Annotated in this window: 26 protein-coding genes; 8 read left to right on the forward strand and 18 right to left on the reverse strand. The window is 55.5% G+C overall.

From position 1 onward, the window contains the following. Window positions 1-51: 51 nt before the first annotated feature. Together nemA and ACMYSN_RS01065 are read right to left on the reverse strand one after the other, a co-directional pair. Window positions 52-1,149 (reverse strand): alkene reductase, encoded by a 1,098-nt coding sequence (gene nemA, locus ACMYSN_RS01060; protein WP_462496672.1) that lies wholly within the window; start codon window positions 1,147-1,149, stop codon window positions 52-54. A 53-nt stretch (window positions 1,150-1,202) separates the two neighbouring features. Further along, window positions 1,203-1,802, reverse strand: coding sequence for a TetR/AcrR family transcriptional regulator (locus ACMYSN_RS01065; RefSeq protein WP_462496673.1), 600 nt, complete (start codon window positions 1,800-1,802; stop codon window positions 1,203-1,205). 139 nt (window positions 1,803-1,941) lie between these two features. On the opposite strand from ACMYSN_RS01065, the gene ACMYSN_RS01070 reads away from it, so the two are divergent. Together ACMYSN_RS01070 and ACMYSN_RS01075 are read left to right on the forward strand one after the other, a co-directional pair. Next, window positions 1,942-2,184, forward strand: a complete 243-nt coding sequence (locus tag ACMYSN_RS01070) for a DUF1289 domain-containing protein (protein WP_174509365.1) — start codon at window positions 1,942-1,944, stop codon at window positions 2,182-2,184. A gap of 48 nt (window positions 2,185-2,232) precedes the next feature. Continuing rightward, on the forward strand, window positions 2,233-3,129 hold the full coding sequence (locus tag ACMYSN_RS01075; protein ID WP_462496674.1) for an aldo/keto reductase: 897 nt from the start codon (window positions 2,233-2,235) through the stop codon (window positions 3,127-3,129). Window positions 3,130-3,161: 32 nt separating this feature from the next. Here the strand turns inward: ACMYSN_RS01075 and ACMYSN_RS01080 are convergent, their stop codons facing one another. The 3 genes from ACMYSN_RS01080 to ACMYSN_RS01090 are packed head-to-tail and all read right to left on the reverse strand — an operon-like array spanning window position 3,162 to window position 6,347. Continuing rightward, on the reverse strand, window positions 3,162-5,204 hold the full coding sequence (locus ACMYSN_RS01080) for an FUSC family protein (RefSeq protein WP_462496675.1): 2,043 nt from the start codon (window positions 5,202-5,204) through the stop codon (window positions 3,162-3,164). Next, window positions 5,201-6,100: an HlyD family secretion protein gene (locus tag ACMYSN_RS01085; protein WP_462496676.1), complete on the reverse strand. Its 900-nt coding sequence runs from the start codon at window positions 6,098-6,100 to the stop codon at window positions 5,201-5,203. Before ACMYSN_RS01085 ends, ACMYSN_RS01080 begins: the two co-directional genes overlap by 4 nt. Before the next feature lie 10 nt (window positions 6,101-6,110). After that, window positions 6,111-6,347 (reverse strand): DUF1656 domain-containing protein, encoded by a 237-nt coding sequence (locus tag ACMYSN_RS01090; RefSeq protein WP_123754592.1) that lies wholly within the window; start codon window positions 6,345-6,347, stop codon window positions 6,111-6,113. Between the two features lie 172 nt (window positions 6,348-6,519). On the opposite strand from ACMYSN_RS01090, the gene slyA reads away from it, so the two are divergent. Next, complete coding sequence (gene slyA / locus ACMYSN_RS01095) at window positions 6,520-6,960, forward strand: ArsR family transcriptional regulator (protein ID WP_462496677.1); 441 nt, start codon at window positions 6,520-6,522, stop codon at window positions 6,958-6,960. A gap of 37 nt (window positions 6,961-6,997) precedes the next feature. Here the strand turns inward: slyA and ACMYSN_RS01100 are convergent, their stop codons facing one another. Continuing rightward, window positions 6,998-8,350 carry an MASE4 domain-containing protein gene (locus ACMYSN_RS01100; RefSeq protein WP_462496678.1) on the reverse strand — a complete coding sequence of 451 codons (1,353 nt, stop codon included), beginning with the start codon at window positions 8,348-8,350 and terminating at the stop codon, window positions 6,998-7,000. 236 nt (window positions 8,351-8,586) lie between these two features. Beyond that, on the reverse strand, window positions 8,587-9,054 hold the full coding sequence (slyB, locus tag ACMYSN_RS01105) for an outer membrane lipoprotein SlyB (protein ID WP_004862684.1): 468 nt from the start codon (window positions 9,052-9,054) through the stop codon (window positions 8,587-8,589). A gap of 263 nt (window positions 9,055-9,317) precedes the next feature. On the opposite strand from slyB, the gene anmK reads away from it, so the two are divergent. The 5 genes from anmK to pdxY all read left to right on the forward strand — a co-directional run bounded on the left by anmK (window position 9,318) and on the right by pdxY (window position 13,899). Then, on the forward strand, window positions 9,318-10,442 hold the full coding sequence (anmK, locus tag ACMYSN_RS01110) for an anhydro-N-acetylmuramic acid kinase (RefSeq protein WP_462496679.1): 1,125 nt from the start codon (window positions 9,318-9,320) through the stop codon (window positions 10,440-10,442). A gap of 91 nt (window positions 10,443-10,533) precedes the next feature. Further along, window positions 10,534-10,857, forward strand: a complete 324-nt coding sequence (gene mliC, locus ACMYSN_RS01115; RefSeq protein WP_462496680.1) for a C-type lysozyme inhibitor — start codon at window positions 10,534-10,536, stop codon at window positions 10,855-10,857. A gap of 57 nt (window positions 10,858-10,914) precedes the next feature. Next, window positions 10,915-11,571 carry a pyridoxamine 5'-phosphate oxidase gene (gene pdxH / locus ACMYSN_RS01120; protein WP_434587281.1) on the forward strand — a complete coding sequence of 219 codons (657 nt, stop codon included), beginning with the start codon at window positions 10,915-10,917 and terminating at the stop codon, window positions 11,569-11,571. Between the two features lie 131 nt (window positions 11,572-11,702). Beyond that, a complete protein-coding gene (gene tyrS / locus ACMYSN_RS01125) occupies window positions 11,703-12,977 on the forward strand; it encodes a tyrosine--tRNA ligase (protein WP_123754586.1) in 1,275 nt (424 codons plus the stop codon). A gap of 61 nt (window positions 12,978-13,038) precedes the next feature. Further along, window positions 13,039-13,899, forward strand: a complete 861-nt coding sequence (pdxY, locus tag ACMYSN_RS01130; RefSeq protein WP_154145297.1) for a pyridoxal kinase PdxY — start codon at window positions 13,039-13,041, stop codon at window positions 13,897-13,899. A 44-nt stretch (window positions 13,900-13,943) separates the two neighbouring features. Here the strand turns inward: pdxY and gstA are convergent, their stop codons facing one another. From gstA to ydgT, 11 genes are all read right to left on the reverse strand, one after another. Beyond that, a complete protein-coding gene (gene gstA, locus ACMYSN_RS01135; protein ID WP_174509358.1) occupies window positions 13,944-14,549 on the reverse strand; it encodes a glutathione transferase GstA in 606 nt (201 codons plus the stop codon). A 105-nt stretch (window positions 14,550-14,654) separates the two neighbouring features. After that, window positions 14,655-16,160, reverse strand: coding sequence for an MFS transporter (dtpA, locus tag ACMYSN_RS01140; protein ID WP_462496681.1), 1,506 nt, complete (start codon window positions 16,158-16,160; stop codon window positions 14,655-14,657). Between the two features lie 599 nt (window positions 16,161-16,759). Then, window positions 16,760-17,395 (reverse strand): endonuclease III, encoded by a 636-nt coding sequence (gene nth, locus ACMYSN_RS01145; RefSeq protein ID WP_462496682.1) that lies wholly within the window; start codon window positions 17,393-17,395, stop codon window positions 16,760-16,762. Further along, the gene (locus ACMYSN_RS01150) at window positions 17,392-18,096 is read right to left on the reverse strand and encodes an electron transport complex subunit E (protein ID WP_462496683.1); all 705 of its coding nucleotides are present in this window, start codon (window positions 18,094-18,096) and stop codon (window positions 17,392-17,394) included. The genes nth and ACMYSN_RS01150 overlap by 4 nt, the downstream gene beginning before the upstream one ends. A gap of 3 nt (window positions 18,097-18,099) precedes the next feature. Then, the gene (gene rsxG, locus ACMYSN_RS01155; RefSeq protein ID WP_123754580.1) at window positions 18,100-18,720 is read right to left on the reverse strand and encodes an electron transport complex subunit RsxG; all 621 of its coding nucleotides are present in this window, start codon (window positions 18,718-18,720) and stop codon (window positions 18,100-18,102) included. A gap of 9 nt (window positions 18,721-18,729) precedes the next feature. Next, window positions 18,730-19,782, reverse strand: coding sequence for an electron transport complex subunit RsxD (gene rsxD / locus ACMYSN_RS01160; protein WP_174509356.1), 1,053 nt, complete (start codon window positions 19,780-19,782; stop codon window positions 18,730-18,732). Continuing rightward, window positions 19,783-21,969 (reverse strand): electron transport complex subunit RsxC, encoded by a 2,187-nt coding sequence (gene rsxC, locus ACMYSN_RS01165; RefSeq protein WP_462496684.1) that lies wholly within the window; start codon window positions 21,967-21,969, stop codon window positions 19,783-19,785. After that, window positions 21,962-22,540, reverse strand: a complete 579-nt coding sequence (gene rsxB / locus ACMYSN_RS01170) for an electron transport complex subunit RsxB (RefSeq protein ID WP_462496685.1) — start codon at window positions 22,538-22,540, stop codon at window positions 21,962-21,964. The genes rsxC and rsxB overlap by 8 nt, the downstream gene beginning before the upstream one ends. Before the next feature lies 1 nt (window position 22,541). Next, a complete protein-coding gene (gene rsxA, locus ACMYSN_RS01175; RefSeq protein ID WP_123754576.1) occupies window positions 22,542-23,123 on the reverse strand; it encodes an electron transport complex subunit RsxA in 582 nt (193 codons plus the stop codon). A gap of 79 nt (window positions 23,124-23,202) precedes the next feature. Then, window positions 23,203-23,643, reverse strand: a complete 441-nt coding sequence (locus ACMYSN_RS01180; RefSeq protein WP_462496686.1) for a DUF2569 domain-containing protein — start codon at window positions 23,641-23,643, stop codon at window positions 23,203-23,205. Between the two features lie 67 nt (window positions 23,644-23,710). Then, the gene (gene ydgT, locus ACMYSN_RS01185; RefSeq protein WP_123754574.1) at window positions 23,711-23,926 is read right to left on the reverse strand and encodes a transcription modulator YdgT; all 216 of its coding nucleotides are present in this window, start codon (window positions 23,924-23,926) and stop codon (window positions 23,711-23,713) included. Window positions 23,927-24,131 lie beyond the last annotated feature (205 nt).

A 24,131-nucleotide genomic window follows, 5' to 3' on the forward strand; every position in this document is an offset into this window, starting at 1 on the left:
GCGGGCAAAGGGGAGCATGGCGGCAGTAAACCGTCTCGCTAATCCGGGAGATTACAGCATCGGATAATCGGTATAACCTTCTGCGCCACCGCCGTAGAAGCTTTCCGGGCGCTGCGGGTTCAGCGGTGCTTTATGCTGCAAACGAGCCACCAGGTCCGGGTTGGCGATATAGTCGCGACCAAAGGCCACAGCGTCGATCAACCCTTTGCCGATCAGATCGTTGGCTTTTTCCACGGTGTAGGCACCGGCACCAATAATCGCACCAGGGAAACGGGCGCGAACTTTCTGACGGAACGCGTCGCTATACGGTTGACCACCGGCCCAGTCCGGCTCGGACATGTGCAGGTAGGCGATCCCGCGTTTGGCCAGCTCTTCAATCAGATACAGCGCATCTTCTTCTTCATTCGGACCGTTATCGACATTCTGGAAACTGCCAATCGGCGAGACGCGGATGCCGATACGATCGGCGCTCCACTCTTTGCTGACCGCATCAACCACTTCCAGCACCAGGCGCGCACGGTTTTCGACGCTGCCGCCATACTGGTCAGTACGGTGGTTGGAGGACGGGGAAAGGAACTGGTGCAGCAGGTAGCCGTGGGCCGAGTGCAGTTCAACAAGGTCAAAGCCGGCGTCGCGGGCGTTACCTACCGCCTGGCGGAAATCGTCAACGATACCCGGGATTTCGGCGGTTTCCAGCGCGCGCGGCATTGAGGTATCGACGCGGATCGCATGGCCGTTTTCATCACGCAGGGAAGTTCGGGTGCCTGCGCTCAGAGCGGAAGGCGCTACCGGCGCTTCGCCGCCAGGCTGCAGGGAGTTGTGGGAGATACGGCCGGTGTGCCACAGCTGAACGGCGATATGCCCCTCTTCAGCGTGAACGCCAGCGGTAATTTTCTGCCATGCGGCGATCTGTTCCGGACTGTGCAGACCTGGTGCACCGGCGTAGCCTTTCGCCTGGGCCGATATCTGCGTGGCTTCGGTGATAATCAGGCCGGAGCTGGCGCGTTGACGATAATACTCTGCCATCAGCGGGGTCGGGATATCGCCCGGCTCAATGCTGCGCAGACGCGTCAATGGAGCCATAAATACGCGGTTAGGTACGGTTACCGCACCGACTTTCAAGGGGGAAAACAGTTTTGATTCGGACATGATGACTCCTGAGTAGACCGGTCGTCTAGAAATTCGGTAAATAAAAACGCCTGTTAAACGTCAGGCGCAGCAATAATGTGTTTCGCATGGGCGAGGGCACTTTCCAGAGGCATCGCACTATGAGTAATCTTGGCCTGCAAATTGGCACCCAGCCACAGGGAGTACAGCACCTGGGAGAGGGTGAATGCATCGCCACTAAACTGCAGGCTGCCTTCCTGGCGTCCGTGCTCCAGCGCGTCACCCAGCAGATGAATAATCTGGCTGGCGCCTTTGTTCATTTCCTCACGCATCGATTCAGACAGGTCGCACACTTCCGCGGAAAGTTTCACCGTCAGGCAGCCGCTGATAATGCCCTGCTGGCAAAACTGCGTCAGGGTATGCTGATAGTACGCCAGCAGACGATCGCGATAGTTGCCTTCGCCGTGGGAAAAATGATCCACCAGCCGCTGAAGATAGCCGGCATAGTGATATTCCAGCAGCGCAACGCCGTAAGCTTCCTTGGAGCGAAAATAGTGGTAGAAAGAGCCTTTCGGCACTTCCGCTATTTTTAACAGTTCGCTCAGCCCCATGCCGGTGAAACCGCGGTGCATGCACAGCTGTTCTCCGGTAGCAAGGATGTGTTCGCGGGTATCGCATTCGCTATGTTTGTTCATGGGGCTCACTGTAATAGACCGATTGGTCTAATGCAAGAAAAAAGTAAAGTGCCGCCTGGCGCAGAGCCTGAAGAACAAAAGTTGCGTAGTCCGGTTGAAACGTCTTCAATAAACGATACAGATCAGCGACGGGGGCAGTGTGGTGGCAGAGCAACTGGAGTTTTTCCCGGTACAAAGTCCGTGCCGGGGAATTTGTCAGTCAGATGAGCGCGGTTTTTGCCGGGGCTGCTTTCGCAGTCGCGAGGAGCGCTTTCAATGGCAAACCATGAGTGATGTGCAAAAACAGGATGTCCTGCGCCTGTGCCGCCAGCGATTGCTGCGCAAATTACGCGCGAATAAACCCCAGGCCGCGGAAGAACCGCAGCAACCCTCACTGTTTTAATGACAAAATTGCGTATACTCGACCCACTTATTTGTTGAGGATGTCGTTATGGTTCAGCGTATTGCTATGGCTCCACAGGGGCCGGAATTCTCGCGTTTTGTTATGGGCTACTGGCGGTTGATGGACTGGAACATGTCCCCCAGCGCGCTGGTGAGTTTTATCGAGCAGCACCTGGATCTGGGCATTACGACCATCGATCATGCGGATATTTACGGTGATTATCAGTGTGAAGCGGCGTTTGGTGAAGCCCTTAAGCTGGCACCGCACCTGCGTAGCCGGATGGAGATTGTCAGCAAGTGCGGGATTGCCACCAAAGCCCGCGCCGAAAACACTATCGGCCACTATATTACCGACCGTGACCACATCGTTTTAAGCGCCGAACAGTCCCTGCGTAATCTGGCAACCGATCATCTGGATCTGCTGCTGATTCACCGCCCGGACCCGTTGATGAACGCGGACGAGGTGGCGGAAGCCTTCCTCGCGCTGCATCACAGCGGTAAAGTCCGTCACTTCGGCGTATCCAACTTTACGCCGGCGCAGTTTACCCTGCTGCAATCGCGCCTGCCGTTTACCCTGGCCACTAACCAGGTGGAAATCTCTCCGGTGCACCAGCCGCTGTTGCTGGATGGCACGCTGGACCAGCTCCAGCAGCTGCGCATCCGGCCGATGGCCTGGTCGTGCCTTGGCGGCGGCAGCCTGTTCAATGACGAGCGCTTCCAGACGCTGCGTGATGAACTGGCGCAGGTCGCTCATGAGCTGAATGCCGAGAGTATTGAGCAGGTGGTGTATGCGTGGATCCTGCGCCTGCCGTCCCAACCGTTGCCGATTATCGGCTCCGGTAAAATAGAGCGCGTGCGCTCGGCGGTGGTGGCGGAGAAACTGAACATGTCTCGCCAGCAGTGGTTCCGCATCCGTAAAGCGGCGTTAGGTTACGACGTCCCGTAAGCGTTATCCCGCCTCCGCGACGGCGGAGGCGTTCACTGCGTTTTTTTCTCCACCATCGCGCTTTCCGTTATCGTCCCGATAGCGGGCGCCTGCTCAAGCTGAGACAGGGCGCAATACAGCCGCCAGATCACCGCTGCCAGCTCTTTCGCCGCCGGTTGATGGTGATGGCTCAGGGTATCGCAAATATGCTGCAGCTCACGCAGCGTAGAGGCCAGCGGACGTTGCTGAACGCCACGTTCGCTCATCACATCGCGCAGCAGACTAATACACAAATCACGAACCTGCGACAGCGGATCCGAGCGGGTTTCCCATTCTCGCAGCTGCCAGACCACATGCGAACAGTTGAGCAGCACCACTCCCCAGCGCAGCAGCCAGCGGCGGGCCAGGGCATCCTGGCTGTGGCTTAACTGGCTGATATGGTGATACACCAGCGATTCAAACTCATGCTCGCTGTGCTGCGGGTGACGACTTAGCTGATCGACAAAGTGACGGCGTAACGTTTTGATATGACGCCGGCTCTTGCGCGCATCGGAACCCGGGCTTATTACCGCAAACGCCAGCCAGGCAAAGCCGACGCCGATGATTTTGCCGAGATTGTCGTTGAGGAAGGCGGCGAAGTCATACACCGGCGGGTTGGTTACCGAAATAAACGACCCCATAAACACAATCAGCTGTCCCCACAGACCGGCCAGCCTGGGCATCTGCAGCTTGAGCAACTGCATAGTGGTCAGCAGCGGGAACAGGAATAACAAAAACTGCCATAGATCGGTTATCTGTACCATCAGGCCGAACTTCACCGCAAAGCTGAACACCGACAGCAAAACCAGCGTACGCATTAGTAACGTTAATGATTTGAACGGCGATGGCGAGACGGAGTACAGCACGCAGCAGATCGCCGCCAGGGTCAGCGCCGCAGCGCTGGCCTGCCACTGGGTGCTGATGCCCCAGGCACCCACCGCCACCAGGGCGCAAAAGGTCCTGATACCGTTCCACAGCGCTTCAGCCTGATCGGTATGGCGCGCTAACGCCGGGGCGGACGGGACGTTAAATTCGGCGATCGCCGAGGCATTTTCCACCCGGCGGATCCAGCGACCGCTGTCGAGATACAAGCGACAAAAGTAGCGCAGGCGCTTCCACACGGCGAGGTGGCGGTAGTCGGCACCGGCGGGAGGTGCCAGCGGGGCGATAATCCGCGCGACGCTGTAAAAATCGGCCTGCGGACTGGCGAGAGCGACGAGCAGCGTCTCCAGCACCTGGCGGGTCTCTGCCGGGGCTGCCGGCCAGTTGATCAACATCCGGCGCAGGCTGGAGATAACACTGGTGAGGCGCAGCTGCTGGTGGAGTAAATAATTGAGCAGCGGATTCTGCCGACGAAAACGGTAGTGGCTCCAGAAGGCCTGAATGCGCAGCAGGTTCATGGTCAGAATTTGCCCGATCACGCTTTCGTGGGCGCTACGAATCGCATCGGTGGTTTCCGGCACCCACAGTAGACTGGCGTGTTCAAGCAGGCGCGCGTGCATGTTTTTCAACGCCGTCAGCAGCGTGGTACCGTCGGAGGTGCTGGGCATGATCATCATCATCAGCCCGCCGCAGAGGATCCCGACGATAACCTCGCACACTCGCGACTGCGCGATGGTCCACAGCTCATTGGCATCGGTAATGTTAATCACCGGGAAGGCGATAATCGCGCAGGTATAGCCGGCGAGCTGGAAGGCATAGGCCACGTTGTTGGTATACATCGCGCAGGCCCAGGTACAGAAGGCGATCCACGCCGAGATGCTGAGCAGGAACAGCCACGGGTCGTTGAGGGTATGCCCGGCGAGCAACAGCGCGGCGCAGGCTCCGAGCAGGCTGCCGGCGATGCGGCCAAAGCTTTTGCTGATCACCCCACCGACGGTCGGGAAGCTGACGACGGCGGCGGAGGTCATCGCCCAGTACGGCTCATCGAGGTTCAGCCAGTAGGCAATGCTCAGCGCCAGGCACATGGCGATGCCGTTGCGCAGCGCGTATCGCCACTGCGGCCGGCTGGCCTTAACCCATGGCAGCGCACGCCACGACAGGGCCTGCAGTTTCATCGTGGTGCGCCAATCGAGACGGTGCAGGTGGTACCGGAAACCAACGTGGTCTCTGGCGGCAGGGCATCAAACTCGATGCGCACCGGCACGCGTTGAGCCAGACGAACCCACGGGATATTGGGCTTGATGTTCGCCACCAGGCTGTTTCCCCCCTCGACGCTTTGGTCGACGATGGCACGGCCGATACTGCCCACGTGACCCTGTAACGTTTGTTTACTGCTGTAGAGGACGATCTGCGCGCTATCGCCGGCGCGGATATGGCGCAGCTTGGTCTCTTCAAAGTAACCGATGACATAGAACGAATGGCTGTCGACCAGGGCAAAGACCGGATGACCGACGGCGGCATAGTCCCCGACCCGGGTGCTCAGATTGGTGACCCAGCCGTCGACCGGGGATTTCACCTCGGTCTGGCCGAGCTGCCAGCGGGCGTGTTCCAGGCTGGCCTGCGCCACCCCGACAACCGCTTTGGCCGCCTCAAGGCCGGTGTTGGCGGTATTCAGCGCGGTATTGACGTTCTCCAGATCTTCGGCAGAAATCGCATCCTTCGTCAGGTGACGGCGGCGCTGGGCATCGTTCGCCGCTTTGCTCTGTTCTGCTTTGGCTTTCGCCACCTCCGCCTGAGCCTTAGCGAGCTGCGCCTGGGCGTTCAGGAGGGCGATGCGGTAAGGGGTATCATCGATGCGAAACAGCACGTCGCCAGCTTTCACGAGCTGATTATCGCGGACGTTGAGCTGAAGGATGCTGCCGGAAACCTGGGGCGTAATACTGACCTGCTCTGCGCGCACTTTGCCATCCCGGGTCCAGGGTGACTGGGTGTAGTAGTTCCACACCAGCCAGGCGGCAATGAGGGCGAGGGCGGCAACAAACAGGGTCGAGAGATATTTTAGTTTTTTCATGTCGTGAACATTACCAGGCAGTCAGTAAAACCAGAGCCAGACAAACGGAAAGCGCGAATAAGGACAGGTCCATCAGCAGGGGATGCCAGATATCACCGGCATACATCCAGTCGCGCAGCTGACGATGGATCACCAGCCAGACAAAAAATCCCAGCAGAACGGCTTTAAACAGAGGCGGAAAGTAGATGGACGCGCCAAAAATCAGGTCCTGGAGCGACAATCCTGACGTGTTAAGACTCAGTTTCACAAGCAAAAATCCTTTGCTATTGCAGGGAGTAAGTTCAGGGCATGCTACTATTACACAGTGTAAATCATTGTTTTGATGTTGGTGAATCAGGTAATTCATTTGTTTTGCTAATTTAAATACTGCAAACTATTCTAAAATCAGTATAATAACTTAGCAAGCTAATTATAAGGAGATGAAATTGGAATCGCCACTAGGTTCTGATCTGGCCCGTTTAGTCCGCGTCTGGCGCGCGCTGATCGACCATCGCCTGAAACCTCTGGAGTTAACGCAGACGCACTGGGTTACGCTGCACAATATTCATCAGCTGCCGCCTGAGCAGTCGCAAATTCAACTGGCGAAAGCAATTGGTATTGAGCAGCCTTCTTTGGTTCGCACCCTGGATCAGCTGGAGGAGAAAGGTCTTATTTCTCGCCAGACCTGTGCCAACGACAGACGCGCGAAACGCATCAGGTTGACGGAAAAAGCGGAACCACTGATCAACGAAATGGAAGAGGTGATCGGTAAGACACGCGATGAAATTCTGTCCGGCATTTCACCAGAAGAGGTGGAAACGCTGCTCCAATTGGTGCGTAAACTGGAACACAATATCCTCGATTTGCAGGCAAAAGACTAATCTATTCAGGGCCTTGATTTCTCAAGGCCTTTTTTGCTTATTCCTCCCACACCACCACGCGATTTCTGCCGCTATTTTTGGCCTGGTACATGGCCGCGTCGGCCCGCTTCACGCACTCTTCCGGACTCAGGCCACTGTCATAAACGGTGAAAATGCCTGCGCTGATGGTCATTTGCTCCGGCAGGTCTTCTTGTTTCTCGTTGACGGCCAGACGAATGCGCTCCGCCACCGCCTGAGCATCTTGCGGCCCGGTGTTGACCAGCAGCAGGGCAAACTCTTCCCCGCCGATGCGGGCGGCGGCGTCCTGGGTGCGGACATTCTTCTGCAGAACGCTGGCGGCGTACTGGATGACTTTGTCTCCCTGCACGTGGCCATAGTTATCGTTAATGCGTTTGAAGAAGTCGAGGTCGCAGACGATCACCGACAACGGCTGACAGGCGGACACCGTCGATAACTGTCTGGTCAGGGTGTCGTAAAAATGGCTGCGGTTGTACAGTCTGGTCAACGAGTCGCGAATCGAGTTTTGATACGAGGTCATATATTTCTGCTCGGATTTGCGGTACAGGCTGAATACATCGCATAACAGGATAAAAAACATAAATAAGGTACTGATAACTTCAAATATCCTGGCGTAATACCAGGCGTATTCGGTATTACCGCTGGTCAATAAAAGAAAAGTCAGTGTGAATATATAGGCGCTGCAGAAAAAGGCACCGCTGTACCAAAATACATTGCGAAGCTGGGTAACAGAAACCAGAAATAACAGGGTGATAAACCATCCGATCGCCATCAGGCAACCCAGAATATTATGCCAGAGCGCGGAGTGAGTTAAAGTGATATTGTCAATTAGTGTGATATAAAGTAATGGGTTGTGGCTTGAATACATCCACGATAACACACAGATGAACCCCGTAAATAAGATGCAAAATATTAAAATAAAGCTGTGCGCTTTGCGCGTGAGTTTCTCGCTATGACGGAAGTGGAATAAGGAGATGCTGAGAATAAACAACACCATCATCATGATATTGCGGAAGCTGTAAAAAATAAGCGCATCATTGGCGTTGGTCAGCAGCCCCGAGTCACACAGGAACCACGCCGGATAGCTGCTTAGCGTACCGAACATCAACAGTGACGAGCCCGCAAAGGCGCAGGCAATCGCGATCAGGTACAGACGTTTACGGTTACACCAGTACTTCATGACCATAAAACAGGAAATGGTCACATGAAGTATTAATAAGAAAATCGTCAATACGGGAAAGAGCAGTGGATTAAATGTCGGCATACGACTAATTAATGACTCGGAGAACAAATGTATCAGACCAATGGCAATAATGCCGATGGCCAGAAGGATTAATGTTCTTTTTACTAAATGATTACGCTCAATAAACATTAGTTACATCCATGCGATAGGTTGGGTTGCTGACTCGGATCTATTATGTTTGGAATGCGAATTTTCTCAATAATATACAGGGCTGTGACAGCAGAATATTGAGCGAACGCAAATGTTGGATGAGAAAGTGAAGGGCGGTGAGGGAAGGTCGTGCCTGAAAAGAAAGATACCGTGCGGAGATTAACCTGGCATATGAAAAAATAATGCGGCCCGAGCAGGCCGCATTATCGAAAAGATTAACGTGGGGACACCGTAACCTGGCTGCCGCTGCCAGCAATGGCAACACGCTGACCGACGGAGAACGGGGTTGTGCCCTGTTTCTGTACCACCAGAATGGTGTTACCGTCATCTTTACGGATTTCCAGCTCAACACCCTGGGTTTTGTTCATTGCGCCTTGCACGCCCTGGCCTGCTACGCCACCTGCGACGGCACCCGCGGCAGTTGCCAGTGAACGACCGGTACCACCACCGATGGTGTTACCCAGAAAACCACCAAGAACCGCACCACCGATAGCACCAATCGCATTGCTGTCGTCGCCGCTCTGAATCTGTACGGCGCGAGTATGCACGATAGTCCCGTAGGTGACGCTCTGCACTTGTTTGGCTTCTGATGCGGAGTAAACGTCTCCGGAGAGGCCACTGCTGCTGACGCAGCCGGCAAGTGATAAACCAATCATCGAGACAGCCAAAACACGTAAAATCATTGATGAATCTCCTTCACTAAATAGTGTTCTGTTGAACGTCCATGCGCTCAATTATATGGTATTTCATCGACGACGGGCATACCTGCAGCATGGAGTATGCAAAAAATAATAATCAGACGCTTCTCAACCTAACATAAACACAGGTGCTTTACGCTATGCGCAACCTTGTCGTTTTAGTGTTAATAAACATTATTACGCCATAGCAATGCCCGGTGCTTTATGATTGAGTGTGGCGTAAACGAATCATGGAATGAGGAAGGTGTATGAAATCAGGTCACTTTATTGGCGTCATGTCCGGTACCAGCCTTGATGGTATCGATGTTGTTCTGGCGGCAATCAATGAAAGCGTGGTGGCACAGCAGGCTAGCCTGTCATACCCCATTCCCATTGCCTTAAAAGAAGAGATCCTCGCCATCTGCCAGGGACAGCAGCTGACGCTGTCACAGTTCGGCCGTCTGGATACGCGTCTGGGGCGGCTGTTTGCCGATGCGGTGCTGGCGCTGATGCGTCAGGAGAAACTGCAGGCGGCGGATATCATTGCCATCGGCTGCCATGGGCAAACGGTATGGCATGAACCCACCGGCGAGGCGCCGCACACTCTGCAAATCGGCGATAACAATCAGATTGTGGCCAAGACCGGCGTGACCGTCGTCGGCGATTTTCGTCGCCGTGATATTGCCCTCGGCGGGCAGGGCGCGCCGCTGGTACCGGCTTTCCACCACGCGCTGCTGGCGCATCCGGTCGAGCGGCGGATCGTGCTCAATATCGGGGGGATTGCCAATCTGTCACTGTTAGCGCCGGGTGTGCCGGTGCGCGGGTATGATACTGGTCCGGGCAATATGCTGATGGATGCCTGGATCTGGCGTCAGTGCGGGAAACCGTACGATAAAGATGCGCAATGGGCCAGCGAAGGCAAAGTCCTGCTGCCGTTGCTGCAGAATATGCTTAGCGACCCGTGGTTTGCGCTGCCGGCGCCGAAAAGCACCGGACGCGAATATTTTAACTATGGCTGGCTGGAGCAGCATCTGGCGCGGTTCTCCGGGCTGCGCGCTCAGGATGTCCAGGCGACCCTGGTTGAGTTAACGGCGGTGACCATCGCCGAGCAGGTCATGCTGAGCGGCGGTTGTGAACGCCTGCTGGTATGCGGCGGCGGCGCTCGTAACCCGCTGTTGATGGCACGACTGGCGGCGCTGCTGCCGGGAACCGAGGTCTCGACTACCGACGCGGCGGGCATCAGCGGCGATGATATGGAAGCGCTGGCGTTTGCCTGGCTGGCATGGCGTACAATGTCCGGGCTGCCGGGCAATTTACCGTCGGTCACCGGTGCCTCCGAGGCGTCGATACTTGGGGCCATTTTCCCTGCCGGCCCGCGGCAAAATCAGAGTTAACTGAAATCTCTCTTATGGATTAACCGGTAAACTGGCTGAATTAACGGGGGGCGACAGGCTCCTCTGGACCGGGAAAGTCGAAGGCAAACGAATGAAAAAAATCCTTATTGTTGTTCTCCCTTTTATGCTTGCAGGATGTAGCTACTACAACCAGTTTGTGGACCGGATGCAGACCAATACGCTGGAATACCAGTGCGATCAGAAACCGCTGACGGTACATATCAACAACACGCGTCAGGTTGCCAGCTTCATTTATGACAATCAGCAGTTGAACCTGCAGCAGGGTATTTCGGCCTCCGGCGCGCGTTATACCGATGGTGTTTATGTCTTCTGGTCGAAAGGCGACAGCGCCACTGTCTACAAACGCGATCAGGTAGTGCTGGACAACTGCCAGCTGCAGACGGCCAAACGTTGAGATTTCTGTCCCGGGGGCGCACAATGACGCCACCCGATGACAACTTTCTTCAGTGCCATGTCTGATAACGATGATTTGCAGCAAATCGCGCATCTGCGCCGAGAGTACACCCGTGGTGGCCTGCGTCGCCACGATCTTCCCGCTGAACCGCTAACATTGTTTGAGCGTTGGCTTCGCCAGGCCTGTGACGCCCGACTGGCCGATCCGACGGCAATGGTTGTCGCCACCGTTGATGAAAACGGTCAACCCTGGCAGCGAATCGTGCTGCTTAAGCACTATGACGAAAAAGGGCTGGTGTTCTACACCAACCTTGGCAGCCGCAAAGCGCACCAGATTGAAAAAAATCCGCATGTCAGCTTGCTGTTCCCGTGGCATATGCTGGAGCGTCAGGTGATGGTGGTCGGCAAAGCCGAACGCCTGTCGACCCTCGAAGTGGTGAAATATTTCCACAGTCGCCCGCGCGACAGCCAGATCGGTGCCTGGGTTTCCCAGCAATCAAGCCGCATCTCGGCCCGCGGTATTCTTGAAAGCAAATTCCTCGAACTGAAGCAAAAATTCCAGCAGGGCGAAGTGCCGCTGCCGAGCTTCTGGGGAGGATTCCGCATCTCTATCGATCAGATGGAGTTCTGGCAGGGCGGTGAACACCGTCTGCACGATCGTTTTTTATACCAGCGCGACCATGACGCGTGGAAAATCGACCGCCTGGCTCCCTAATCCCGGAAATTTGTTGTGTTAAGCGCTGGTGCTCGATGGGCTGGCGCTTTATTCTATAGTCTTCATTTTTCGCGTCTGGCGAAAAGTCGTGTACCGGCAAAGGTGCAGTCGTTTTATACATGGAGAATTTGATGGCAAGCAGTAACTTGATTAAACAATTGCAAGAGCGGGGGCTGGTAGCCCAGGTGACGGACGAGGAAGCGTTAGCAGAGCGACTGGCGCAAGGCCCGATCGCGCTCTATTGCGGCTTCGATCCTACCGCTGACAGCTTGCATTTGGGGCATCTTGTTCCATTGTTATGCCTGAAACGCTTCCAGCAGGCAGGCCATAAACCCGTGGCCTTGGTGGGAGGCGCAACCGGTCTGATCGGTGACCCGAGCTTCAAAGCCGCCGAGCGTAAACTCAACACCGAAGATACCGTGCAGGAGTGGGTAGATAAAATCCGCAAGCAGGTCGCACCGTTCCTCGATTTTGATTGCGGTGATAACGCCGCGATTGCCGCGAATAACTACGACTGGTTCGGCGGCATGAACGTGCTGACCTTCCTGCGTGATATCGGCAAGCACTTCTCCGTCAACCAGATGATCAACAAAGAAGCGGTTAAGCAGCGTCTGAACCGTGACGATCAGGGCATCTCGTTTACCGAATTCTCCTATAACCTGTTGCAGGGTTATGACTTCGCGTGCCTGAATAAACTGCACGGCGTGGCGCTGCAGATTGGCGGTTCCGATCAGTGGGGTAACATCACCTCGGGTATCGATTTGACCCGTCGTCTGCACCAGAACCAGGTCTTTGGTCTGACCGTGCCGCTGATCACCAAAGCAGATGGTACCAAGTTCGGTAAAACGGAAGGTGGCGCAGTCTGGCTGGATCCGAAGAAAACCAGCCCGTACAAATTCTACCAGTTCTGGATTAACACCGCGGATGCCGATGTTTATCGCTTCCTCAAGTTCTTCACCTTTATGGACATGGCTGAGATTAATGCCCTGGAAGAAGAAGACAAGAACAGCGGCAAGGCGCCACGTGCGCAGTACGTGCTGGCCGAGCTGGTGACCCGCCTGGTGCATGGCGAAGAAGGCCTGATTGCCGCCAAACGCATTACTGAAAGCCTGTTCAACGGCAACCTGAGCGACCTGAGCGAAGCTGACTTCGAACAGCTGGCGCAGGATGGCGTACCGATGATTGAAATGGACAGCGGTGCCGATCTAATGCAGGCGCTGGTGGATTCCGAGCTGCAGCCATCTCGTGGCCAGGCGCGTAAAACTATCGCCTCCAATGCGGTCACCATCAACGGTGAAAAACAGTCCGACCCGGAATATGTCTTCACCGATAGCGACCGCCTGTTTGGCCGCTATACCTTACTGCGTCGCGGTAAGAAAAATTACTGTCTGGTCTGCTGGAAGTAATTGCGTAAAGGCAGGGGCGTGGGAAACCACGCCCCTTATTTTTTGCTGTCAGGTACCCAAGATGAAGAACATCCTCGCCATCCAGTCCCACGTTGTGTTTGGCCACGCCGGCAATAGTGCCGCAGAATTCCCGATGCGCCGCCTGGGCGCGAACGTCTGGCCCCTTAATACCGTACAATTTTCCAATCATACCCAGTACGGGAAATGGACCGGGTGTGTGATGCCGCCTGCGCATCTCACCGAGATCGTCCAGGGGATTGCGGATATCGATCAGCTGCAGCGTTGTGATGCGGTCCTCAGCGGTTATCTGGGCTCTGCCGAACAGGGTGAGCATATTCTCGGGATTGTGCGTCAGGTGAAGGCGGCCAATCCGGCGGCGAAATACTTCTGCGATCCGGTGATGGGTCATCCGGAGAAAGGCTGTATCGTGGCGCCTGGCGTGGCGGAATTTCATGTCCGTCATGCGCTGCCGGCAAGCGATATCATTGCGCCAAACCTGATTGAGCTGGAGATCCTGTGCGGTCATCCGGTAGCGAACGTCGCGCAAGCCGTGGCCGCCGCACGCGAACTGATCGCCCAGGGGCCGCAGGTGGTGTTAGTGAAACATCTCGCCCGCGCTGGCCGCAGCATGGATCGTTTTGAAATGCTGCTGGTGACGCACGACGAAGCATGGCATATCAGCCGCCCGCTGGTGGATTTTGGCCTGCGTCAGCCGGTAGGCGTGGGGGATGTGACCAGCGGACTGCTGCTGGTTAAGTTGCTGCAGGGTGCAACGCTGCGTGAAGCGCTGGAACATGTGACCGCCGCAGTCTATGAAATCATGCTGACGACCAAAAATATGCAGGAGTATGAACTGCAGGTCGTTGCCGCGCAGGATCGTATTGCGCTGCCGGAGCAGCACTTCAGCGCGACACCGCTGTAAACCTCGTTAACTGCCCGGTATTGCGCCGGGCAGTTCTTCTCGCCTTACTGAAGCCCTTCAGCCGCCAGTGCTGCGGCAACCGATGGACGCGCCGCCATGTGCTGCATCCAGACCGCAATATGCGGATAGCCTGTCATATCTAACTTCAGCGCATACGCCCAGCGCAGCACCGTAAACAGATAGCCGTCGGCAATGGTGAAACGGTGACCGTTCAGCCACTGCTTATCTGCAAGCGAGCCATCAATATACTGCAGCTTCTTCTCCAGCTGAGCACGTGCCGTCGGTTTATAGTCTTCCGGGGTGTCCGGGCGAAACAGCGGCGTGAAGCCTTTATGCAGTTCGGTTGCGACGTAGTTGAGCCATTCCAGCGTCTGGTAACGGGCAACGGAGCCAACCGGTGCCAGCAGCTGGCGGTCCGGGACCTGGTCTGCAATGTACTGCATGATGGCAACGCCTTCGGTGAGCAGAATATCGTCGTCAAGCAGCAGCGCCGGTACCTGGCCTTTGGGGTTGATCTGCAGATAATCATCACCGTTTTCCAGGCGTTTATGCATCAGATCAACGCCTTGCAAAGTGAAGTCCAGTCCACTTTCACGCAGGGCAATATGTGAGGCAAGAGAACACGCACCGGGTTTGTAGAACAGTTTCATCAGTAACTCCTCGTGGCTGCAGTTTTCTGTATGTTAGCCCAGGGGTAAAAAAAAAGCCGCTAACAAAACGTTAGCGGCCTAAATTTATTGGTTTTCCCGAAGCGCTTAGACGGTAGCCGTATCGCGAGCTTTAGCGACGGCGTCGTCATCCTGAGTCATGCGGTTCAGCTTCGGTGCGAAGGCAAACATCAGCACAGAGATAACGGCGGTCGTGATACCGATCTGCAGGAACACGTGACCATAGACGGCCAGGGACTGCAGCGGGTCGGTTACGTTTTCCGGTACCGCCATCAGGTTTGCTACTTTACCGGCGATGATTGCCGCGCCAGCGGTGGTCAGGAACCAGCTACCCATGATGAAGCCCATCAGACGCTGAGGAACCAGCTGAGCCACCATTGCCAGGCCGAGACCAGAAATCATCAGCTCACCGATACTCTGCAGCGCGTAGCTCAGAATCAGCCAGTTCACGGAGACGATACCGGCATCGGTCGCGAATTTCGCGCCCAGCGGCAGCACGAGGAACGCCAGCGAGCACAGCACCATACCGATAGCAAATTTGTGCGGCATCGGCAGACGGTCGCCCATCTTGTTATAGATAGCGGCCAGAATCGGGCTGCCGATCATAATCCAGAACGGGTTCAGCGCCTGGAACTGCTCCGGCTGGAAGCTGATACCCAGAATAGCGTGCTCAACGTTACGGATTGCGAAGAAGTTCAGGGAGGTCGGCATCTGGCTGTACAGCACGAAGAAGACGATCGCCTGAAGCATCAGAATAAAGGCCACAATCATTTTACGACGTGCAGCGCCTTGCATGCCCATGGCTTCTTTAGCAAAGATAATCACGATACCCAGCGCAACCACGCCCAGCACCATACGGGCAATACCCTGGTTGTGCAGCAGCCAGGTAGCAATCACCACAAGGATAACCACACCGACGATGGTTGCCAGCAGTTTGCCGTAGTGAACCGGTGCAAAGTCAGGTTTAGAACCGTAGTTTTTCACCCATTTTTTGCAGAACATAAAGTTCACGAGGGTGATCAGCATCCCGACGAAGCTCAGAGAGAAGGCGATGCTCCAGCCAAACTTTGCCGCCAGCCACGGAGTAGCCAGCATAGAGAAGAACGAACCGATGTTGATGGACATATAGTACATCGTAAATGCGCCATCGAGACGCGGGTCGTCTTTCTCATAACAGGTCGAGAGCAGGGAGGACGGGTTAGCCTTAAACAGGCCGTTACCGACGGCGATAGTCGCCATACCCATATACACGATTGCAGCATCATGACCGGAGTACGCGACCAGCGCGTAACCAATTGCCAGAACGATAGTGCCGAGCATGATGACACGTTTGGTGCCGAGGACTTTGTCACCCAGCCAGCCGCCGATAGCGACAAGGCCATAAACCAGTGCACTGAAGGAGGAGAAGAGTGTAATAGAATCCGCTTCTGACATACCCAGCTGTTTTACCAGGTAAACGGCCATGATCCCTTGCAGGCCGTAATAACCAAAACGCTCCCATAATTCGATCGAGAAGATCAGATAGAACGATTTCGGTTGTTTGAAAGCGTTCAAACTCACGCTTTCTGCTGGTTTATTGTTTGCAGTTGACACATATACCTCTTTTTTTACATCCCATATTAACGGGGGGTGTTCGGGGCGCAATCTGAGAAGACCGCCGCCTTTATAGTTATTCTGGAGGGAAAACGGGAAGTAATGTTCACTATCCTGACCATTCAGGCAAGGGGTTTGTAATACTCTGTTACATATATCTCAGGCGTTATAATACGCCAGTCATTTAAATGTTATACAGAGTTAAATTTCATCTTTTAGGTATTGTTGACATTTTTATCTGTCGCCTTACGAAAAACATTGGATAACGGCGATATGTTCTGCTGATAAGCCTTGAACCTAGTGATATAGCCCATAATCCTAAAAATAGGCGGGGTATTGTCCTGACTACTGGGGCTCTGGTATTGCAAATGCTGGATTTCATTATCATCAAAGAAACAAAAATTTAACATCAGGTTGCTAAGGTGATCTGGATCACAAATGTATAGAAATTTTTGCTACATAAAAAATGATTAACCTGGCTGTGCGTTATATAGCCGGTTAATTCTTCTGCAAAGTGGATGATTATTGGTGTTAAAGACAGGGCGGAGGCGTTAAGCGCAGAACCACATTATTTAATGGTCATGATTCTGCACTGGCGGTCAGGAATAGACTTTCTCTTTAAACTCGCATAAATCTTCGATCAGGCACGAGCCACAGCGCGGTTTGCGGGCAATACAGGTATAGCGGCCGTGCAGAATCAACCAGTGATGGCAGTCGACTTTAAACTCGGCAGGAACCACCTTTAGCAGTTTTTCCTCAACCTGTTCAACGTTCTTGCCCGGGGCAAATTGTGTCCGATTGCAAACGCGGAAAATATGCGTGTCTACCGCAATCGTCGGCCAGCCAAACGCGGTGTTCAGCACCACGTTGGCGGTTTTCCTGCCCACGCCGGGAAGGGCTTCCAGCGCCGCTCTGTCTTCAGGAACCTCGCCATGATGCTGTTCGAGCAGGGTCCGGCAGGTCTTAATGACATTTTCCGCTTTGCTGTTAAACAGGCCGATGGTCTTGATATACGATTTGACGCCATCGACGCCCAGTTCCAGCATCGCCGCCGGGGTGTTGGCCACTGGGTAGAGCTTTGCCGTGGCCTTGTTCACGCTGACGTCGGTGGCCTGGGCGGACAGCAGCACCGCAATCAGGAGCTCAAACGGGCTGGTGAAATTGAGTTCTGTGGTCGGGTGCGGGTCGTTATCCCGCAGCCGGGTGAGGATTTCCAGACGCTTGCTCTTGTTCATCCCAGACTTTCCGTGTGTGCATCCGCAGGAGCGGCAGGTGTCGCCGCAACCGCTTTGGCTTTACGCTGTTTAGTGCGCTCATCAATAAGGTATTTTACCGCCAGCATCATACCGAGGCCAATAAACGCCCCCGGTGGTAGCATCGCCAGCAGGAACGGCGTATCGGTGTGGAACACCTCAATACGCAGCACTTTAGCCCAGTTGCCCAGCAGGCTGTCTGCGCCGTCGAACAGGGTACCGTTACCGATAATCTCGCGCAGCGACCCCAGCACAAACATCGCGCAGGTGGCCCCCATCCCAATGGAGAAACCATCCAGCGCCGACAGAGCTGGCCCTTTTTTGGCAGCAAAGGCTTCCGCCCGGCCGACCACGATACAGTTGGTGACGATCAGCGGGATAAAAATCCCCAGAGACTGATACAGGCCAAAGGCGTAGGCGTTAATCAGCATCTGCACCACGCTTACCACCGAGGCAATGATCATCACGTAAATGGGGATACGGATCTCGGCCGGTGTCCAGCGGCGCAGGCTGGAGATAGCCAGGTTGGTCAGCGTCAATACCAGCGTCGTCGCCAGACCCAGTCCGAGCGCATTGGTGGCGGTTGACGTCACCGCAAGCAGGGGGCACATGCCGAGCAGCTGCACCAGGGCGGAGTTGTTTTTCCACAACCCTTGAACAATGACCTCTTTGACTTCGCTCATGGTCTACTCTCCGCAGGGGGTAAGTTCGGGAATCTGTGCCGGCAGCGTCTGGGCATACAAACCGGCGCGCTTCACGGCGTTAACTACCGCACGTGGGGTGATGGTGGCACCGGTGAATTGATCAAAATCGCCGCCGTCTTTTTTGACAGCAAAATGGCTGTCGCTCGCGCCGTGGATCACTTTACCAGCAAAGTGGGTGATCCAGTCCGACAGGCGTAACTCAATTTTATCCCCCAGGCCTGGGGTCTCATGATGCTCGGTCACGCGGGTACCGAGGATAGTACCTTTAAAATCGGCTGCGACCAGCAGCTGAATGGCGCCGGAGTAACCATCCGGCGCGGTGGCTTCCATTACGACTCCGACCGGAGCATCCTGGTTTTTAGCAATCCAGATCTTATGCTGGCCTTTGCCGAGCGACGGCTCCGCCACCAGAAAACAGCTTTGCAGTAGATCGTTAGTGTAGCGCTCGGCAGGCAGAACCTGATTGAATAACGCTTTCTGTTGCGTGGCCGCCTGCTCATCAATCGTCGATTTCGTCAGCGCATTGATGGCTGCGGTCAACCCGGTTGTACCGGCGGCAAACAGCGCCAGCGTGATCCCGTGTTTGCGCATGCTATTTAACATCATCAATCCTCAGCGGTGGCCATAAACGCGCGGGCGCGTGTAGTAATCAATCAACGGAACGGTGATATTTGCCAGCAATACGGCGAATGCCACGCCGTCCGGATACCCACCAAAACTGCGGATCAGCCACACCAGCAGGCCGGCGAGGGCGCCGAAAATCAGGCGGCCACGGTTGGTCGTGGAGGCGGTGACCGGATCCGTCAGAATAAAGAATGCCCCCAGCATGGTGGCGCCAGATAGCAGGTGAATCTGCGGCGCGGCGAGGCTTTGCGGGGAAAACAGCCAGCCGAGAGTGGCGCACAGGGTCAAACTGAGCAGGAAGCTGAGCGGAATATGCCAGCGGATGGTTTTCTGCCACAGCAGGAACAGGCCGCCGGCCAGATAGGCGAGATTAACCCACTGCCAGCCCGGCCCCACCAGTACGCCGCCGAAAATAGGGTACTGCATGATCTCTTTGACTTCATGTCCGGCACGAAGCGAGGTTTTAAAGGTGTCGAGTGGCGTGGCCTGGCTTATCCCGTCAATGCCCATTCGCAGGGTATTGATGTCGCCACCGCTGGCGGTATGGCCGGTAAAGATCACCTGCAGGGCGTCGGTGAAGCCCGGAATGGTTGCGGCAATGTCATGCGGCGGGAGCCACGAGGTCATCTGCACCGGGAATGAAATCAGCAGGACCACGTAACCAATCATCGCCGGGTTAAACGGGTTGTGACCCAGCCCGCCGTACAACTGCTTGGCGATAATAATGGCAAAGGCTGTGCCTAATACCACCATCCACCAGGGGGCCAGCGGCGGAATACTGATGGCTAACAGTAAGCCGGTCAGCAGCGCGGAGTTATCGGCGAGGGTGGTGGCAATATTCTGTTTGCGCAATTTGAGGATCGCGGCTTCCGTCCCCCAGGCCGTCAGGGCTGCCAGAATAAGCTGTATAGCGGTACCCCAACCAAAGAACCAGGTCTGGACCACCAGACCGGGAACGGTCGCGAGCAACACCAGCAGCATTATCCGTGAGGTCTGACGCTGGTTATGGGTATAAGGGGAGCTTGCGATTCTGAAAACCATTTATTCCTCGTTAACTGCCTGCCGGGATGTTTTCCTGGCCTGAACACGGGCGATTGCTTCGGCGACTGCGGCTTTGCGCGGATCGTCGTTGGCGGCTGGCGGATGTTGCTCTTGTTGCTGTTCGGCCTTACGGGCTTTAGCACGAGCGATAGCGGCTTCGACGGCGGCTTTGCGCGGGTCAACGGCGGCTTCAGTTACCGGTTGAGCGGCAGCCTGCGGTGCACTCTGCTGCCCGGCCTTGCGGGCTTTAGCGCGGGCAATTGCCGCTTCGACGGCGGCTTTGCGCGGGTCAACGGCGGCTTCTGCCTCCGGTTGAGCGACAGCCTGCGGTGCACTCTGCTGCTCCGCCTTGCGGGCTTTGGCGCGGGCAATTGCCGCTTCGACGGCGGCTTTGCGCGGGTCAACGGCGGCTTCTGCCACCGGTTGAGCGGCAGCCTGCGTTGCACTCTGCTGTTCGGCCTTGCGGGCTTTGGCACGAGCGATAGCGGCTTCGACGGCGGATTTACGCGGGTCAACGGCGGTTTCGGTCACCGGTTGAGCATCAGACTGCGGCGCGTTCTGCTGCTCGGCCTTGCGCGCGCGCGCCTCGGCTTTCCGTGCCTCGCGGGCAGCGATGGCGTCACTGTTATCTGGTTTTGTGCCGGCCTGGATGATAATCGGCTGTGCGGCATCGCGCTGTTTGTCACGTACCCGGGCCAGCGCGGCGTTAATGGCATCCTGATCTTTGGCTGCCGGTTGTACCGCGGACTGCTTGTGCCGTTCCTGGCGTGCGGCTTTATCACGCTCCAGTCGTGCCTGGCGTGCTTCAAATCGGGCTTTGGCTTCCGCTGCGCGTTTCTCTTCCTGAAAGATGGCGGTAATCTCCGCTTTTTCCTGGCGGAAGTATTGCACCAGCGGAATATTACTCGGGCAGACCCAGGCGCAGGCGCCGCACTCAATACAGTCGGCCAGGTTATGGCTCGTTGCCTTGTCGTGCTGTTGCCCTTTGCTGAACCAGTAAAGCTGCTGAGGCAGCAGGTCAGCGGGGCAGGCGTCGGCGCAGGCGCTACAGCGAATGCAGCCTTTCTCTTCTTCGGCCTGGCCCATTTCATCGACGGAGGGCGCCAGCAGGCAGTTGGTGATTTTAACTACCGGCACGTCCAGCCACGGCAGGGTGAACCCCATCAGCGGGCCGCCCATGATCACCATCTGATCGGCGCTCGGGCAAAAACCGGCATTTTCCAGCAGGTGGCGCACCGGCGTACCCAGTCGCGCCCAGACGTTGCCAGGACGGGTAACCGATTCACCGGTCAGGGTAACAACACGTTCGGTGAGCGGCTCGCCGTCAATCACCGCGCGTTTCACCGCGTAGGCTGTTCCGACGTTTTGCATCAGAATGCCGATGTCGGAGGAGCGCCCGCCGTGGGGAACCTGTTTCCCGGTGAGGATCTGCGTCAGCTGTTTGGCACCGCCTGACGGGTATTTGGTCGGAATGACCCGCAGCTCAATGCCGTGGGCATCGCATAACACTGCCCGCAGCATCGAAATGGCCTGCGGTTTATTATCTTCAATGCCGATCAGGACCTGGCGGGGCTGTAATATGTGGGCCAGGATGCGGATGCCGTCAATAATTTGTGCCGCACAGTCCTGCATCAGGCGATCGTCGGCGGTAATGTACGGCTCGCATTCGGCGGCGTTAATAATCAAGGTTTCAATGTTATCGCCGCCGCCGCGTAATTTTATGCCCGTCGGGAAGCCTGCACCGCCAAGACCTGCAACGCCGAACTGATGGATGCGCTCAATCAGCGCTTCACGGCTCTTATTCTGATAATCACTCCAGCCGTCGCGCTCGATCCAGCGGTCTTCGCCATCGGCATCGATAATCACGCTCATTTCCGCCAGCGCGGAGGGGTGGGCTGTAGAGTGCGGGGCAATGGCGCTCACCACGCCGGATGTCGGCGCATGCACCGGCAGCATTCGACCCCAGCCGCGGGTCAGCGGCTGGCCACGCAACACCCGATCGCCCGGTTTTACGCACAGCTCACCCTCGGCACCAATGTGCTGCTTAAGCGGGATGACAAATTGCTGTGGCAAGGGAACCTGGCGCAGTGGCGTTGCGTTAGACTGGCTTTTCATTTCAGGCGGATGAATGCCGCCATTGAAATCCCAGATTTTGTCTTTTCTGAATGCGGAGAATAACTTAAACATGTTGTTCCACAGGAATATTGCGTACCGGAATAGTGTGAAGATCCCATTTCCAGGTTTCAGTGGTCGTCGCGACCGGCACCATTTCAATACATTGCGTCGGACATGGCGCGACGCAGAGATTACAGCCGGTACACAGATCGCTCATCACGGTATGCATGGCGCGGGTGGCGCCAAGGATCGCATCGACAGGGCAGGCCTGGATGCATTTGGTACAGCCGATGCAGTTGTTCTCGTCGATAATCGCCAGCATGCGCACGGGTTCCTGCGCCAGCTCATCGCCATCAATGGGTTGCGGATCGACGTTTAACAAGGCCGCGATCTTCAGCATCACCGCTTCGCCGCCAGGGGCGCAACGGTTAATTTTCTCGCCCTGGGTACCGACGGCTTCGGCATAGGGGCGACAGCCCGGGTAGCCGCACTGACCGCACTGACTTTGCGGGAGCAGTTCATCGACTTTTTCAACCACCGGGTCATCTTCTACTTTGAAGCGGCGGGAGGCGTATCCCAGAATCAAGCCAAAAATCAGCCCCAGCAGGCTGATGGCGATCACCGCTATCCAGACAGCACTCATATTACAACTTCACCAAACCACTAAAGCCCATAAATGCCAGCGACATCAGGCCCGCTGTCACCAGGGCAATCGCATTACCACGAAACGGTGCGGGGACATCCGCCACCACCAGTCGCTCGCGAATTGCCGCAAACAACACCATCACCAATGAGAAGCCGACCGCGGCGGCAAAGCCGTACAGTGCGGACTGCAGGAAGTTATGGCCGAGGTTTATATTCAACAGTGCCACGCCGAGTACCGCACAGTTAGTGGTAATCAGCGGCAGGAAAATGCCTAACAGGCGATACAGCGCCGGGCTGGTTTTGCGAACCACCATTTCGGTAAATTGCACGACCACGGCGATGACCAGAATAAAGGCCAGCGTGCGCAGGTAAATCAGATTGAGCGGGATCAGGATCCAGGTATCAATCAACCAGGCACTGATGGAGGCCAGGGTCATCACAAACGTGGTGGCCAGCCCCATCCCCATCGCGGTTTCCAGTTTTTTGGAGACCCCCATAAACGGGCATAATCCAAGAAACTTCACCAGAACGAAGTTGTTAACGAGGACAGTACCAATAAAGAGCAGTAAATAATCAGCCATCAACTCGACCTGAAAACAGAAAAAGCCGCCTATTATCGAATAAATCGATACCGGCGACAACAGGTTAACTGTGTGGGTATTACGAATTCACGAAAGTTCGCTTAACCCGTTTGGAACGTTTGAAGTAAGGCACCAGCAGCGCCGCGGCAAGCAGCGGGAACACCAGCTGGCGCAGGGCCATCGCATCGGTGATCGGTGAAAAGGCAAACGCTTTTATCGCCAGCAGTAAAGAAACCAGCAGCCAGATAATGTAATGCTTTGGCACCAGCGCCCGTCGTTTGAAAAAGGCAAAGGTTAGCCACAGGGTGTAGTACCACATGCCAACGGCAAACAGCAGCGAGCCGACCCACAGCAGGAGGTGGCCTGTGCTCATTTCCGACAGCAGGGCAAAGGTCCGGGAGGACATCAGCGCGTTAGCAAATATCAACAGCGACAACGACGTGCTCAGCAATGCCACCAGTAGCCATGCCAGTGGGGCCAGCAGCCACCCGCCGATACGTTCAGCAGATTGAGAAGACATTATTTCTCCCGGTTTCGATGAAATGAAGGGCGGGAGTATAAGCAACTGGCATGGTTGAGAACAGGATTTATTGCACGTAACGCCAAACGGATTTAGGCACCTGGCCGATGTCGAACAATTTCCCACCAGAAACCAGCTCCGCCCGGCGATGATCGGCGGCACGATACATATTGACGATCTCCACGGTGTCGGTCAGGGAATAGTTAAGGTGGTCAAAAAGTTTTTCAAGGCTTTCAAGCGAACTGATTTTTCGAAATTTTAATAAGTAATCCTGAACGGTCATTTGCGTTTCCATTTTATAATCGGACTATACCCTTCTTCTTTCAAGTTGCTTGGGTGCTGGCTGCATCCGTGCACTCCAGTCACTTACCTGAGTAAGCTCCTGGTGATTTACGGCTTTGCCCCCTACAAGCAATTCGAATTATTTCGGTTGCCATGACGAAAAACAAGAACTGATTTCGTTCCGGAGGTAGCACAAAGATAATTAA

The sequence above is a fragment of the Klebsiella sp. R445 genome, assembly GCF_051131755.1.
GTDB classification, from domain to species: domain Bacteria; phylum Pseudomonadota; class Gammaproteobacteria; order Enterobacterales; family Enterobacteriaceae; genus Klebsiella; species Klebsiella lignicola.